The sequence below is a fragment of the Micromonospora sp. NPDC049903 genome (assembly GCF_044460945.1).
Classification (GTDB): Bacteria; Actinomycetota; Actinomycetes; order Mycobacteriales; family Micromonosporaceae; genus Micromonospora.
Genome location: NZ_JBITKL010000012.1, coordinates 93036 through 107466, shown reverse-complemented (window position 1 = coordinate 107466; position 14431 = coordinate 93036). Strand labels below are relative to the sequence as shown.

The window sequence follows — 14431 nt, the reverse complement described above, 5'->3', positions numbered from 1 at the left end:
ATTGACATCCGGGGATCGTCCGGGGAAAGATCCTCAGCGTGCGAAGCGCCTATCTGACCAAGCGAGGTCACATCGACCTCCTGCGCGTCGCCAGCGCTGCCTGTCGACCCTGCCGCTGACGCCGGGTCCCCCTTCCGCCCGTCGCGGGCGTCGCCATCCGCGTTAGGTCTCCGGCCCTACCGTCGCGCCCGTCACCGGCACCGCTCCATCCCGACAGGAGAGCTGTCCATCGTGCACAAAACGTCCATACGTCTGGCCACCGCCGGGCTCGCCCTCACCCTGCTCGGCACGACGGCCTGGGCCGCACCGGCGAACGCCTCGGCGTTGCCGGCGGTACCGCCGTCCGCGCCCGGCCTGCACGAGATCGCCGGCTACCCCCGGCAGAACGTGCTGCCGGTCTGGCCGGACAACCCCGCCGACGCCTCCATCCCGATCGGCGTCATCCCCTACGACGAGATCGCCCCGAAGCTGAACGCCCTGCAGGCCGCGAGCGACCGGGTCTCCGCCCGGGTGGCCGGCCGGTCCAGCGGCGGCCACGACCTGTACGCGGTCGTCGTCACCGCCCCGGAGTCCCGGAAGGAGGCCCGCCAGCAGGAGGAGTGGAAGCGCCTGATCGAGGAGGACCCGGTCCGGGCCCGCACCGACCGCAAGCTGCTGGCCGGGTACAAGACGCCGCTGTTCGTCAACGCCAACATCCACGGCAACGAGTGGGAGGGCACCGACGCGGCGCTGCGGGTCATCGAGGAGTACGCCACCAGCACCGATCCCGAGGTGGCGACGCTGCTGGAGCGCAACCGGCTGATCGTCAACGTCACCGCCAACCCGACCGGCCGGATCTCCGGCACCCGGGCCAACGCGAACGGTTACGACCTCAACCGGGACCTCACCATCGTCTCGCAGCCCGAGACGAACCTGATCCGCGAACTCACCATCGACACCAAGCCGATCATCACGCTCGACCTGCACGGTTACGTCAACCCGACGCTGCTGCACCCGAGCACCCCGCCGCACAACGTCAACAACGAGTACGACCTGTTCATCAAGCACGCCCTGCCGAACGCGCTGGGCATCGAGAGGGACCTGCGGGCGCTCGGTCACCCCGAGACGCAGCGGGCCCGGATCCCGTTCCGGGACGACGCTCCCGGCGTGTGGGACGACTTCCCGCCGATCTACGTGCCGTCGTTCGCGCTGTTGCAGAGCAGCATCCCGTACACGATCGAGGCGCCGCTCAACCCGCGTGGCGCGAACCTGACGCCGGAGGAGCGCCTCCGCCGATCCGCCATCAACACCGACGTGCACGAGGTGGCGATCAAGTCCTCGTTGCAGTACATCCAGGACAACCGCGCCCAGGTGCTGTTCGACCAGGCGGAGGTGTACCGGCGCGGGTGGGCCGGTGAGCCGCTACGCGACATCCCCGACGACTTCGTGCCGGGTTGGGGTCCGGAGGACAACTACAACACCGTCTTTCCCCGGGCGTACGTCATCCCGACCGGTCCCGGACAGCGTTCCGAGCCGGCCGCCGCACGCCTGGTCGACCTGCTGATCGGCAGCGGCGGTCGGGTGTGGAAGGCGAAGCACTCCTTCCGCGCCGACGGCCGCAGCTACCCCGCCGGTTCGTACGTGGTCGACCTGCACCAGCCCAAGCGCGGCCTGGTCAACTCGTTGCTCGAACCGGGCATCGACCTGACCGACCGGGTGGACGACCTGTACGCCGGCCCGGCCGCGTGGAGTCAGGGGTTGACCTGGGGCGCCACCGTCGACACGCTCTGGGACAAGAAGTTGCCGACGGTGCAGTTGACCCGGGTCTACGACGGGGTGGCCCAGGGCACGCTACCGCCGGCCAGTGCCGATCTCCGGCTGGACATCCAGGACGCCGCCGACCTGCTCGTGGTCAACTCGCTGGTCCGCAAGGGACTGCGGGTGTACCGGTCGGCCGACGGATCGGTGGTGGTGCCGTCCACCCCGGGCAGCCGCAAGCTTCTCCAGGAGGCGGTGCGGACGCACGGTGTCACGTTCGAGCGGGCTCCGGCCCGCTGGCAGGGCACCCCGGTGGGTGAGATCGTCGTCGGGTACCTGGGCGGCGTGGAGCAGCGCGACACGGTGGCCGCCCTCGGTTTCGAGGCGCGGGCGGTGACCGCCGCGACGCTGGCCGGCACGCTGACCGACGAGGTCGACGTGCTGCTGGTGGCGAGCAACCTGAACGTGGCGACGCTGACGACGGAGAACCGGGCCGCGCTGGACGCGTTCCTGGCGCGGGGCGGCGGCGTCGTCGGTCTCGGCACCGCCGGGGCGAACTTCGGCAACGCCACCGCCCTGCTGAGCGTCACCGCGACCGCCGGACCGTCGCTGGCCAGCGGGGTGGCGAACGTGGTCAACCGGGGTGGTCCGGTGAGCACCGACGCCAGTCCGTACACCTTCATCAGCCAGCCGGTCTGGTTCACCGACCTCGGTGCCGGGGTGACCGTGGAGCAGTCGTACGCCGCCGATCCGCTGCTCGCCGGCTGGTGGGCGACCACCGGGGCGAACGGGCAGTCCGCCGCGGCGAACCAGGCCAGCATCGTCCGGAGCGTGAGCCCCGGCGGCAACGGTGTGGTGCTCTTCGGCAGCAACCCGACGTTCCGGCTGCACCCGAAGGGGCTCCAGCCGCAGTTGGGCCGGGCTCTGCTCTGGGCGGCACAACCGTGAGTTGATCCGTCCGTCAGTGTGCGGGCCCGCAGCGTCCACCGCTGCGGGCCCGTTCCCGTTCCGGCCTGACCGGACGCCGGGACCGGCAGCCGCCTGCTCCGCACCGTCGACCAGCAGGCCAGCGGCGGTCAGCTGACGAAGTCGCCGACCGCCCGCCCCAACTGGGTCAGGCCCGGTTCCTCGACGGGCAGGTGTCCGGCCCGCTCCAGCAGCACGAGCCGCTTGTCGGCGGCGATGCGGTCGAAGAACGCGCGGCTGAGCGCGACCGGCGTCCACCGGTCGTCCGCCGGGTGCGTCATCAGCACCGGGCAGGCGGTGAACGCCTCCGGCTCCACCGGCGGGGCGGAGGTGAGGAAGGTCCGCAGGAAGCGGAGCGGAACCCGGTTGCCGCCCCCGGAGGGATCGGCGGCGACCAGCGCGGTGAGGGCCGCGTTGTTGCTCATCGCGCCCATGTTCGCGATCCAGCGCATCGGTATCCGCCAGGCGTCGAACGGCCGGACCGGGCCGAGCAGGGACGGATCGAGGCGGCCCATGGCCGGCAGGCGGGTCATCCGCATCCGCGCGGTGACGTCGCGCGGGTCCAGCAGGCAGGTGACGACCAGGCCGGCGACGTCGACGGTGGCGGCGACCGAGTACGCCAGCATGCCGCCCATGCTGGCACCGAGGAGGAAGACGGGACGGCCGTCGCGGGCCCCTTCCGCCGCCACGAGGTCGGCGACGCAGTCGATCCACTCCGGGTACGCCACCGGCCGGTCACCGCGGGTCAGCCCGTAGCCGGGCAGGTCCGGGGCGAGCACCTCCACCGGGGCGAGGCGGGCCAGCATCCGCGCGTACGGGGCGAGCATCCGCCCGTACCCACCGGCGCCGTGCAGCAGGAGGAGCTTCACCGGGGCGTCCGGGGCGGCGAGCCGGTCAAGGTGCACGTCCAGCCCCCGCCAGCGCCACCACTCCTCGGCCGGTGCGTCGTCGAGGTCGCTGCGCAGCCCCGCCGGATAAAAGCGCTGGTAGTCGAGCCACCGGGTGACCTCCTGGTACGTACGCCTAGTGGGTTCCACACTCCACCTTTCATCGTTTTACCTGCTCAGCACTATGATATGAGGATTACCTCGCTTTTTTTACTCGCGTTTGGAGTCGCTCCGTGCCACCCCGGCCCGCACCGCATCAGCCCAGGAAGACGCCCCGGCAGCAGCGCGCCTGGCAGACCCGTCGACGCATCCTCGACGCGGCGGCTCGCATTTTCGCCGAGTACGGCCACGCCGCCGGCACCACCGACCGGATCGCGGCGCAGGCGCGCCTCTCGGTGGGCTCGCTGTACCAGTACTTCCCCAACAAGGATTCGATCCTGTTGACCCTGGCACTGGAGCACGTCGACGAGACCACCCAGGCGGTGCGGGTCAGCCTCGCCGGTCTCCCTGACGGCCCCGTCCCGCTGCACCGGTGGCTCCCGGCGGTGGTCCGCGCCTGCGCCGAGCTGCACACCCGCGACCCGCGCCTGCACCGAGTGCTGTTCGAGGAGTCACCGCGCCCGCCCGAGCTGCTGGCCCGCTTTCACGAGGCCGAAGGCGAGGCGGTGGCCGCCGTCGGGTCGCTGCTGCGCCGGGACCCCGACCTGGCACCGGCCGACCCGGAGCGCAGCGCCCGGGTCGTGGTCGCGGTCGTCGAGTCGCTGGTGCACCGGTTCGTCGCCCAGCAGCCGGACCGGATCGACGAGCCGGAGCTGACCGACGAGATCGTCGCGGTGGTGACCGGTTACCTGAGCCGCACGACCGTGAGCTGACCCGACCGTCGCGGCCGGAGGGGGAAGGCGGCCCGGTTCAGCGGCCCGGACCGTCACCGAGCAGCCGGAGCGCGTTGCCTCCGGCGACCAGCCGGGTGTCGGCCTCGTCCAGTCCGGCCCGCGCCAGCGCCGACTCGACCCGGGCGCGGTTGGTGGCGCGCGGGCCGATCGGCCAGTCCCCGCCGACCAGCACGTGGTCGGCACCGAGCAGGTCGGTGGCGAACCTGATGGCGGCCGGCGCGAACCCCATCGTGTCGAGATAGACGTGCGCGCGCTGCGACGCGGGCGCCGCCGATGTCAGGACCTCTCCCCCGTCGGTGGCGGCGGCCAGGGACAGCCCGGCGACCCCGAGCATCGGGAAGACCACGTGCAGCCCGGGCAGGTCGGCCAGCACGCCGTCGACCAGCAGCGACAGCAGCGCGGCGGCGTTGATGGTGCCCCGTGCCAGCGAGGTGCCGAACCGGCCGAGACCGGCGAAGGCGGTGGTCATCGCCACCGGGCTGATCGGGTGCGCGAAGACGGGTACGCCGAGTTCCGCCGCGACGGCCAGGGTGGGGCGGGCGGCCTTCGCGCCGAGCAGGAGCCCGTCGGTGGCGCAGTCCACGACCAGCCCGGACAACCCGAGGTCCCGTACGGCGCGGACCGCCTCATCGGCGGCCGGGTCACCGGCGAAGGCGTCGACGGTGGCCAGGCCCCGGAGGCGGTCCGGTGAGCTCGCCACCGCCTCGGCGAGGTGGTCGTTGAGACGCCGCAGGTCGTCCGGGCGGGTGCGTTCGCCGTGCGCGGTCACCAGCGCCGGTGGCGCGCTGAGCACCCGCAGGTCGATGCCGTGCCGACCGCCCTCGGCCAGCAGCCCCTCCAGGTCGGCGATCCGGCGGGCCAGCCCGCGCCAGCGTTCGGCCAGCTCGGGCGCGGCGTGCCGGGGCGGCAGCGCCGGATAGGCCGGACAGGCGTAGTGGGTGTGGAAGTCGGCGACGAACAGCGGCGGCATCAGACCTCGATGAAGGTGTACGTGAAGCCGCGCTCGGCCCGGTGCACGTATCCGGCGGCGGGGAACGGGAAGTGCGTCGGCACCAGCAGGTCACCGGAGTCGGCGGCCCGTTCCAGCAGGCGGCGGCGCTGGTCGGCGGAGTCGCCCGGCACCACGCAGTACCGGATGCTCCACTCGGGACGTTCCAGTTGCACGCCGTGGTGCAGCATGTCCCCGGCGAACAGGGCGCGTCGGCCGGCGGACTCGACCACCAGATAGACGTTGCCGGGGGTGTGCCCGAACGCGGGTACGAGGTGGATCTCCGGCGTCAGCACGTGGTCGGCCGGCACCAGGTCGAGCACACCGGCGTCGCGCAGCGGCAGGATGCTGTCCGCGAGGTAGTCGCCGGTACGCCGCAGCGCCGCCGTGCCCTGCGGGCCGGTCCACCAGTCGAACTCCTCCCGGACCACCAGGTAGCGGGCGTTCGGGAAGGTCGGCACCCAGCCGCCGGAGCCGTCGGCGCTGGTGGCGAAGCCGACGTGGTCGACGTGCAGGTGGGTGAAGACCACCGTGTCGACGTCGTCGAGGCTGACCCCGGCACGGGCGAACTGCTCCAGGAACGGCCGGTCGGCGCGGTCGAAGACGCCGCCGTTGCGGGGTTTGCCGTTGCCGCCACCGGCGTCGACCAGGATCAGCCGGTCCTTGGTCCGGAGCAGGTGGGCCTCCTGGTTGAGCACGATCCGCCCGTCGCGGGTGAACGGCTCGGCGGTGTAGAAGGCGCCGTCGGTCCAGGACTCGGTCTCCAGTTGCGGGAAGAAGTCCGTCGGGAGCGGGAGGTAGTCGACCTCGCGGATCGGGAAGACCTCGACCTCGCCGACGGGGAAGGACCAGAGCGGGCCCTCTCCGCCGCCGGTGTCCTGCCAGCGCGGTGCGGTCTCCGGGGACTGCTCACTCATCGGGTCACCTCGTGTGCTCGCGGGGTTTCGGGTTCGGGTGCGCGGCGGACCCGCGCATAGACCTGGGCGCGCAGTTCGCCGAAGCGGGGCGAGGAACGGGTGCCGAGCTGGTCGCGGTCCGCCGGCAGGTCGACCGGGAACTCGGCGACGACGCCGGTCGGGGCGGCACCGAGGACGACGACCCGCTGGCCGAGGTACACCGCCTCGTCGATGTCGTGGGTGACGAACAGGACGGTCATCGCGTACCGCCGCCAGAGCGTGGCCAGCAGGTCCTCCAGGTCACCGCGGGTCTGGGCGTCGACCGCGGAGAACGGCTCGTCCATCAACAGCAGCCGGGGCCGGTACGCGATCGCGCGAGCGATGGCGACCCGTTGCTGCATGCCGCCGGAGAGCTGCCACGGGTACGCCCGTGCCGTCTGGGCCAGCCCGACCGCGTCGAGCGCCTCGGCGACCAGGTCCCGGCGTTCGGCGCGACCGAGCCCCCGGTGCCGCAGCGGCAGCTCGACGTTCTGCTGCACCGTCTTCCAGGCGAACAGGCTGCGGCCGTACTCCTGGAAGACCACGCCCAGGTCGGCCGGCGGCTCGGTCACCCGCTGCCCGGCCAGGTACACCTCGCCGGTCGAGGCGGGCAGCAGCCCGGCGACGATCTTCAACAGCGTGGTCTTGCCGCAGCCGGACGGCCCGACGACGGTGACGAACTCGCCGTCGCCGACCGTGAGGCTCACCCCGGCCAGGGCGTCCACGGTGCGTTCCCGGGCCCGGTACGACTTGCCCAGCGCGTCGATCCGCAGCAGGTCGGGTCCGACGGTCACGATGACTCCTCTCGTCCGGTGGCGCCTCGGTGCCACCGCAGGACACGCCGCTCGACCAGCTCGAAGACCTTCGCGAGGGCGAAGCCGAGCAGGCCGAGCAGGAGCACGCCGCTCCACATCTGCGGGATGGCGAAGGTGCGCTGGAACCGGATCACGGTGAAGCCCAGGCCGTCGGTGCTCATCAGCATCTCGCTGACCACCATGACGATGAGCGAGATGCCCAGCGCCTGGCGGGCACCGGCGAAGACCTGCGGGCTCGCGGCGCGCAGGATCAGGCCGTGCCGGGTCCAGCTCGGCAGCCGGTACGCGGCGGCGGTCTCCAGGTGGACCTGGTCCACGGCGCGGACGCCGTCGGCGGTGTTCAGCAGGATCGGCCAGACCGCACCGAGCACGATGACGATCAGTTTCGTGGCGTCGCCGATGCCGACCGCGACCAGCAGCACCGGGATCATCACCGGGGCCGGGAGCACCCGGAAGTAGGCGAGGATCGGGCTGGTCAGTGCGCGTACCACCGACCAGCGGCCGACCACGTAGCCGATACCGACGCCGATCACCAGCGCGGCGGCGTAGCCGGTGGCGAGGCGGCGCAGGCTCGGCACCACGTCGCGGACGAAGACGTCGGAGAGCCAGACCTGACCGAACGCCTCGACGATGCGGCGCAGCGGCGGCAGGAAGATGTTGGTGCTGTCCGCGCTGAGCACCCACCAGAGGGTGAACAGCAGCACCGGCAGTCCCAGCGCGAATCCGACGGCGGAGGCACCCCGGGCCAGGCCGGTGAGCAGCGGGGCGGATCGTCGGCCGGTCATCCGGTCGCCACCTCCCGCCGGGTCGCCACGTGCCAGTGCAGCAGCCGGCGCTCGGCCAGGCGGGCACCGAGGTCGAGCAGGACCCCCACCGCGCCGGTCAGCAGCACCAGCGCGTACATGCCGGTGAACTCGCCGGACTCCTGGCTGCTCCAGATCAGCTCGCCGAGACCGGCGGCACCCATCACCAGGCCGCCGGTGATGGCCAGCGCGAGCGCCACCGAGACGATCAGCCGCAGCGCGGTGCCGAGGTACGGCAGCACCGTCGGCCAGGTCACGTGCACGACCCGGGCCAGCGGGCCCAGTCGCATGCTGCGGGCGGTGTCCACGGCCACCCGGTCCACGTCGCGCAGCCCGTACAGCACCTGGAACAGCACGATCCAGAAGCACGAGACCGCGACGAGCAGGACGGTGATCTGGGCGACGTCCAGCACCAGGACCAGCACCGGGATCAACACGATCGACGGGACCGGGCGCAGGAAGTCCAGGGTGGACGAGGTGACCCGCAGCAGCCACGGGACCGAGCCGATGGCGAAACCGACGACGATACCGGCGACCACCGCGATCACCAGGCCGGACGCGGCGGCCAGCAGGGTACGGCCGGTCGCGGTCCAGAACCGGGCCTCGGTGAGCAGGCGGAGCGCCTCCGGGGCGACGGCGGACAGCGGTGGCACGTGCAGCGGCGAGAAGAACGTGCGGGTCACCGCCTCGTACCCGGCCGCCGCGACCAGCAGCCCGACCACGCCGAGCAGCCGGCGACCGGCGACCGGGCCGCCGGCCGACCCCCGGGTGGGGGCCGGCGTGCGGCTGCTCGTGGTCACGGCAGGATCAGCTCGTCGAGGTTCGGCGTGGTGCTGATCAGACCGTCGCGTTGCGCGTACCCGGCCAGCTTCTCGGCGGCCTGCCGGCTCACCTCGTCCCGCCAGCCGGTGATGGTGATGGTGTTCGCCACCTCGGGGCTGATCTGGGTGAAGGTGGGGATCTTCGCGCGCACCTCGTCCTCGTGCTCGCGGGCGTACGCGTACGCCTCCCGGATCGCGTCGCGGAAGGCCGAGACGACCTCCGGGCGCTGCCCGATGTAGGTGCCCGAGGTGTACCAGGCGGAGACGGTCAGGTCCTCGGCCAGGTCGGTGAAGCCCCAGCCGACCGGCACCGCACCCTGCGCCTTGGCCGCCGACAGGAACGGCTCGACCACCCAGGCGCCGTCCACCCGCCCCTCGCTGATCGCGGCCGGGACCTGCGGGAACGGGATCTCGACCAGCTTCACCGAGTCGGAGTCGCCACCGGCGGTGCGGACCGACTCGCGGGCGGCGGCCGCGGCGATGTTGGTCAGGATGTTCACCGCCACCGTCTTGCCTTCGAGCTGCTGGGGGCTGGTGATGCCGGAGTCGCCGGCCACCACGAGCGCGCCGTAGTCCGCACCGGCCTTGCCGGTCGACGCGGACGCGGGCACCACCGCCTTGACGTCCAGCCCCTGCGTGCGCGCCACGATCAGCGTGGTGAGGTCGCCGGTGGCGAAGTCCACCTTGCCGGCCAGCACCGACGGCACCGAGGTCAGGTCGGAGGTCTGGGTGTCCACCTCGACCCGCAGGCCGTGCTTGGCGAAGATCCCGTTGTCCTGGGCGAGGTAGATCGGGGCGAGGTGTCCGAGCGGCGCGGAGGCCAGCCGGACCGTGGTCAGGCCGTCCGTGCCGCCGGCCGCGTCGGCGGAGTCGTCGGCGGCGGAGCAGGCCGCGAGGGCGCTGGTCAGCAGCGTGGCGGCGAGGATGCCGGCCAGGCCGCGACGAAGGGCGGGTGTGGCGGGTACGTGCCGGAGGGTCCGGGTGGTACGGAACATGGTCGGTCTCGATTCTCGGGGGGCTGACGGGGTCGGTCAGAAGCGCAGACGCAGGTCGAGGTCGCGGACGTGCTCCGGGAAGGGCACCGGTCCACCGAGGGGCTGGGCGGCGACGCTCGACACGGCCGCCTCCTCGATGGCCACCACCAGGCTCGCCGCGTGCTTCGCGTCGTCCCCGGCGACGAGCAGGCCGTGGTTGCCGAGCAGGACGCCGTACGTGTCGGGGTGGGCCCGGTAGGTGTCGGCGATGGCGCGGACCGCCTCGGCGGTGCCACGCGGTGCCCAGGGCGCGACCGGGACGTCCACGGCCTGACCGTGCACCAGCAACGCCTCGTACCGGGCGGGCAGGCTGGTCGCGGCGAGGGCGTAGCTGGTGGCGTAGGGCGAGTGGGTGTGGATGACGGCGGACACGTCCGGGCGGGTGCGGTACACGCCGACGTGCATGGTGAGGATGGCGGCCACCGACGGGCTGGGCGTGCCGAACAGCACCTCGCCGTCGAGGTTCACCACGACGACCTCGTCGTTGACGGTCCGCAGAGCGGGTACGCCGACCCGCAGGTCGTCGGCGGGCCACGGGCGCAGCAGCTCACCGGCGTTGATCGCGAGCAGGTCGTGGTGGCCCGGCAGCCGGACGCTGATGTTGCCGTGTCCGCTGGCGGACATCGCCGAGGCGGCGAAGATCCGGTTGATGCCGGTGGTCAGGTCGGTCCGGGCGGCGGCCAGTTCGTCGGCTCCGAACGGCGCGCCCCGCAGTGCCGAGGGGGTGGGGATGTGCTCAGTCATGACGTCACTGCCTTGTCGTAGTCGGGGTGCCGGTCGACGCACCGTGCGGCGGGCAGGCGGAAGCCGCGTCCGAGGTCGGACGCGTGCGTGTACCGGTGCGTGGGGGTGGATGCCTTCGCGCGGGCTCTCGGCGGTCTGCGGCCGGGTCAGCGGCAGGGACAGAGCGCGCTGCCGGTGCGACCGTAGTCGACCGCGCGGCGGGCGGTCAGCGGCGTTGGCATAACCCTAGTATGCCCCTAGGATTTGCAGGAGATCAAGCGGGTGAACGCTGTGACCTGCACCCCAGCCCCCACCATGCCCCGACTCCGGCCCGCCTCCGCCCCGCTCCCGCCCCGACAGGACCCCCCAGATGCCCAAAATCAACGTGTACCTGCCCGACGCGCTGGCCGAGCGGGTACGCCAGGCCCGGCTTCCGGTCTCGCGGATCTGCCAGACCGCGCTGACCCAGGCGCTCGACGGCGCCGACCGGTCCGCGCAGGACGCGGTGGCTGACCTCGCGCTGCCCGAGCCGGTCGACCTGGCACCGCCGCCCAACCACCACGTCGCGGCGATCCTGCGCCAGGCGTACGACGTCGCGGCGGCTCGCGGGTCGGCGGTCGTCGAACCGGTCGACCTGCTCCAGGCGTTCCTCGACGAGGGCGAGAGCCTGGTGCTGAACGCCGTCGAACTGCTCGGCTTCCCGGCCGCCTCGATCCAGGCCGCGATCGACGGAGCGGTCGACCGTCGGCCGGGGCGGTCCCGCGCCTCGCGACGCAACGGCGGGGCAACGCCACCCACGTTGGGCACCGGCGCCCGCACGACGTTGACCACGGCCGCCAGCCAGGCCGCCGCACACGGGTCCGCCACCATCGCCGGCAGCCACCTGCTACTCGGGCTGACCACCGACGACGGCACGGCCGGGGCGGTGCTGCGGGACGTGGGGGTCACCGAGGTGGTCACCCCCGCCGTACTCTCCGCGCTCTACTACGGTGCGACCTTCGGCCGGGTGGCCACGGACCGGGACGCGGACACCGCCTCACTCCGGATCATGATGTTCGACGTGCTCGAACGGCTCGACCGGCTGCACCACCAGATCGCCGCGCCCGCACCACGCCGCCAACGGGCCTGAGGTGTAAGGAGGGGTCCCCTGCTATCGCCTCGTGCATAGCAGGGGACCCCTCCTTACACGCACATCCCTCCCGCCACCCGCCGCCGGTCCGCTGGCGACGGCGGCGAGGCGTTCGCCGGGCGTGGCGTCCGGGTGCCGTACGGTGGATCGATGACCGACTTGGTGGCGACCATCCGGCGGGTGTGCCTGGACCTGCCCGAGGTCACCGAACGACCGAGCCACGGCACGCCGGCCTGGTTCATCCGGGGCAAGAAGTCCTTCGCCCAGGTGTGGCCGGACGGCCATCACCAGAACGACTTCCCGCACCTGTGGTGCGCCGCGCCACCGGGCTCGGCGGAGGAGCTGATCGCGTCCGCCCCGCAGACCTACTTCCGTCCGCCCTATGTGGGGCATCGGGGCTGGGTGGGCGTACGCCTCGACACCGGCGTGGACGAGACCGAACTCGCCGAGGTCGTCGAGGACGGGTACCGGGTGGTGGCGCCCAAGACGCTGCTCGCCCAGCTCGACGCCCGCTGAGATGCTCCGGCTCGACGCCCGCTGAGCAGCACTACCGTGGGCCCGGTCGGCGGCCGGGCCCACGGAGTGCGGCTCACTGGAACGACACGTCGTCCAGGTACAGGCCGTCGGTGCCGGCCGCCGTCTCGACGTAGAGGCGGGCGCCGGTCAGGCTGCCGCTCCACGACACCGTGGCGGTACCGGTGAGCTGGGTCCAGCCGTTCGCGTTCACCGTCGCCGCCGGGGTCAGCTGCACGTAGTTCGTGGTGCCGTCGGCGGTCAGCGCCAGCGTCGGTCGCACCGACGGGGTGCCGCTCTGCGACCGCACCCAGAGCGTCGTGGTGTACGTACGGCCGTTGGTCAGCTTCGACGTCACGTCCTGGCTGGGACCGTTCCACGACGCGGTACGTCCCGAGTGCAGCAGCGACCCCGTACCGCCCCGGACCACGCTGGTGTTCGACGCCACCGTCCCGGCGCCGAAGACCGTCCACCCTGTCGTTCCGCTCTCCATGTCGCCGTTGGTGACCAGGTTGCCGCCGGTGCCGGTGCCGCCGGTGAACCGCCAGTTGTTCATGTTGAACAGGTAGCCGCTGCCGCCGGTGAAGCGCAGGTACAGATCGCGGGTGCCGGTGGCGCCGCTGACGTTGCAGGTGGTGTTCGCCCAGTTCTGCCAGCCTCCGGTGCCCGGCACGGCGCAGGTGCCGACCAGCGGGCCGGTGGTGCTGTCCAGCCGCAGCTCGATGTTCCCGCCGCTGGTGCCTGAGGCCACCCGGGCGGTGAAGGACGAGGCGCCGGTGCCGAACGCGACACCCTTGACCCGGATCCAGTCGCCGTTCTCGATGAACCCGACGTTCATGCCGCCCTCGGTGGAGACCTCGGTCTCGATGCCGTTGGCCCGGTCGATGGTCTCGGCCTCCTGCGTCACGTACGGGTTGAGCGTGCCCACCTGGGGCGGCCCGGCGGTGGTCATGTTCATCGTCGGGATCGACCCGTCGGCGTTGTAGGTGAAGCGTTCCACCGCCACCGACCTGGTGTAACCGCCGCCGCCCGGCAGCGCGCCGTTGTGATAGAAGAAGTACGAGTTCCCGGCGAAGTCGATGATGCCGGGGTGGTTGGTGAAGCTGGCGCCCTGCCTCGGCATGACCGTGCCCCGATAGGTCCACGGGCCGGTCGGGCCGGGCGCGGTGGAGTAGCCGATGAACTCCGAGCAGCACTCGGCGGCGAAGACGTTGTAGTAGACGCCGTTGCGCTTGTAGACCCACGGCCCCTCCTCATAGAGGGTGGGTCGGCTCGCGTTGCCGGTCCGGGTGCCGAAGCCCGCCGTGGTGAGCGGGATCTGCGTCGGGCTGCCGGAGAACGAGATCATGTCCGAGTTCAGCCGGACGTACCACAGGTTCGGGTTGCCCCAGTACAGGTACGCCTGACCGTTGTCGTCGATGAAGGCGTGCGGATCGATCTCACCGTTGCCGGTCAGCGGCCGACCCAGCGCGTCGCGGAACGGCCCGGTCGGCGAGCTGGAGACGCCGACGCCGATCACCATCTGCCCGTTCGAGCGCTGCCGCACCGGCACGTACCAGTAGAACTGGCCGTTGCGGGCGATGACGTGCCCGGCCCAGGCGTTGGCGTCGGCCCAGGCGAACGTGCCCAGGTTCATCGGGACGCCGTGGTCGGTCCAGTTCACCATGTCGGCCGAGGAGAAGACCCGCCACTCCCGCATGGTGAAGTAGGTCGAGCCGTCCTCGTCGCGTCCGGTGTAGAGGTAGACCCGGCCGTTGTGCACCAGCGGCGCCGGGTCGGCCGTGTAGACGTGTTGCACGAGCGGGTTGTCCGCCTTCGCCGGAGCGGCGAAGAAGGTCACCAACATCAACGGAATCGTCAGCCAGGCGATCCCACGTCTGGCTCTGACGCTGCGCGGCAGCGCGGACACGAAGCTCACAACGGACTCCTGTTCCGGTGGTGGCGCGCTCGCCGGACCAGCCGTACGGGGACGGGAACGGCGGGGACGAGCAGTGCCGGTCGACCGTGACCGAGGCGGTGTTAGCGACAACATCAACGCCTCGGCCGCCTGCCGGGAAGCCGCAGAGCGCGTGCTCACCATCACCACCGATGGGAACGCTAACATGTGAGCGATCACACAGACAAGGATGGCCATCTATACCTGGCCACGCCGGGAATGGGCCCGGCACGGCCTGACGCCACAGCCGC

The 14431-nt window shown here is 72.0% G+C and carries 14 protein-coding genes; 5 read left to right on the top strand and 9 right to left on the bottom strand.

Annotation, left to right across the window (positions count from 1 at the left end; translation table 11 throughout):
• The first annotated feature begins 38 nt into the window (after positions 1-38).
• On the top strand, positions 39-119 hold the full coding sequence (locus tag ACIBO1_RS19680) for a putative leader peptide (protein WP_350697899.1): 81 nt from the start codon (positions 39-41) through the stop codon (positions 117-119).
• Between the two features lie 112 nt (positions 120-231).
• A complete protein-coding gene (locus ACIBO1_RS19675; protein WP_396748418.1) occupies positions 232-2685 on the top strand; it encodes a M14 family zinc carboxypeptidase in 2454 nt (817 codons plus the stop codon).
• 128 nt (positions 2686-2813) lie between these two features.
• On the opposite strand, the gene ACIBO1_RS19670 is transcribed toward ACIBO1_RS19675, so the two are convergent.
• Positions 2814-3740, bottom strand: a complete 927-nt coding sequence (locus ACIBO1_RS19670; protein WP_396748416.1) for an alpha/beta hydrolase — start codon at positions 3738-3740, stop codon at positions 2814-2816.
• Between the two features lie 83 nt (positions 3741-3823).
• Here ACIBO1_RS19670 and ACIBO1_RS19665 point away from each other — a divergent pair, with 83 nt between their 5' ends.
• Positions 3824-4462: a TetR/AcrR family transcriptional regulator gene (locus ACIBO1_RS19665; protein ID WP_396748414.1), complete on the top strand. Its 639-nt coding sequence runs from the start codon at positions 3824-3826 to the stop codon at positions 4460-4462.
• Positions 4463-4499: 37 nt separating this feature from the next.
• Here ACIBO1_RS19665 and ACIBO1_RS19660 read toward each other — a convergent pair whose 3' ends face one another.
• The 7 genes from ACIBO1_RS19660 to ACIBO1_RS19630 are packed head-to-tail and all read right to left on the bottom strand — an operon-like array spanning position 4500 to position 10623.
• On the bottom strand, positions 4500-5453 hold the full coding sequence (locus ACIBO1_RS19660) for an amidohydrolase family protein (protein ID WP_396748412.1): 954 nt from the start codon (positions 5451-5453) through the stop codon (positions 4500-4502).
• Entirely contained in the window at positions 5453-6388 is a 936-nt protein-coding gene (locus tag ACIBO1_RS19655) for an MBL fold metallo-hydrolase (protein ID WP_396748410.1), read from the bottom strand. The genes ACIBO1_RS19660 and ACIBO1_RS19655 overlap by 1 nt, the downstream gene beginning before the upstream one ends.
• Complete coding sequence (locus ACIBO1_RS19650; RefSeq protein ID WP_396748408.1) at positions 6385-7200, bottom strand: ABC transporter ATP-binding protein; 816 nt, start codon at positions 7198-7200, stop codon at positions 6385-6387. Before ACIBO1_RS19650 ends, ACIBO1_RS19655 begins: the two co-directional genes overlap by 4 nt.
• The gene (locus ACIBO1_RS19645; RefSeq protein WP_396748406.1) at positions 7197-8006 is read right to left on the bottom strand and encodes an ABC transporter permease; all 810 of its coding nucleotides are present in this window, start codon (positions 8004-8006) and stop codon (positions 7197-7199) included. Before ACIBO1_RS19645 ends, ACIBO1_RS19650 begins: the two co-directional genes overlap by 4 nt.
• Positions 8003-8824 carry an ABC transporter permease gene (locus tag ACIBO1_RS19640; protein ID WP_396748404.1) on the bottom strand — a complete coding sequence of 274 codons (822 nt, stop codon included), beginning with the start codon at positions 8822-8824 and terminating at the stop codon, positions 8003-8005. Before ACIBO1_RS19640 ends, ACIBO1_RS19645 begins: the two co-directional genes overlap by 4 nt.
• Positions 8821-9840: an ABC transporter substrate-binding protein gene (locus ACIBO1_RS19635; protein ID WP_396748402.1), complete on the bottom strand. Its 1020-nt coding sequence runs from the start codon at positions 9838-9840 to the stop codon at positions 8821-8823. The genes ACIBO1_RS19640 and ACIBO1_RS19635 overlap by 4 nt, the downstream gene beginning before the upstream one ends.
• 36 nt (positions 9841-9876) lie before the next feature.
• Positions 9877-10623: a class II aldolase/adducin family protein gene (locus tag ACIBO1_RS19630; RefSeq protein WP_396748400.1), complete on the bottom strand. Its 747-nt coding sequence runs from the start codon at positions 10621-10623 to the stop codon at positions 9877-9879.
• A gap of 349 nt (positions 10624-10972) precedes the next feature.
• Between ACIBO1_RS19630 and ACIBO1_RS19625 the strand changes: the two genes are divergently transcribed.
• Both ACIBO1_RS19625 and ACIBO1_RS19620 read left to right on the top strand, forming a co-directional pair.
• Positions 10973-11731: a Clp protease N-terminal domain-containing protein gene (locus ACIBO1_RS19625; protein WP_396748398.1), complete on the top strand. Its 759-nt coding sequence runs from the start codon at positions 10973-10975 to the stop codon at positions 11729-11731.
• Between the two features lie 150 nt (positions 11732-11881).
• Positions 11882-12247, top strand: coding sequence for an MmcQ/YjbR family DNA-binding protein (locus tag ACIBO1_RS19620; RefSeq protein ID WP_396748396.1), 366 nt, complete (start codon positions 11882-11884; stop codon positions 12245-12247).
• 73 nt (positions 12248-12320) lie between these two features.
• Here the strand turns inward: ACIBO1_RS19620 and ACIBO1_RS19615 are convergent, their stop codons facing one another.
• A complete protein-coding gene (locus tag ACIBO1_RS19615; protein ID WP_396748540.1) occupies positions 12321-14090 on the bottom strand; it encodes a family 43 glycosylhydrolase in 1770 nt (589 codons plus the stop codon).
• Positions 14091-14431 lie beyond the last annotated feature (341 nt).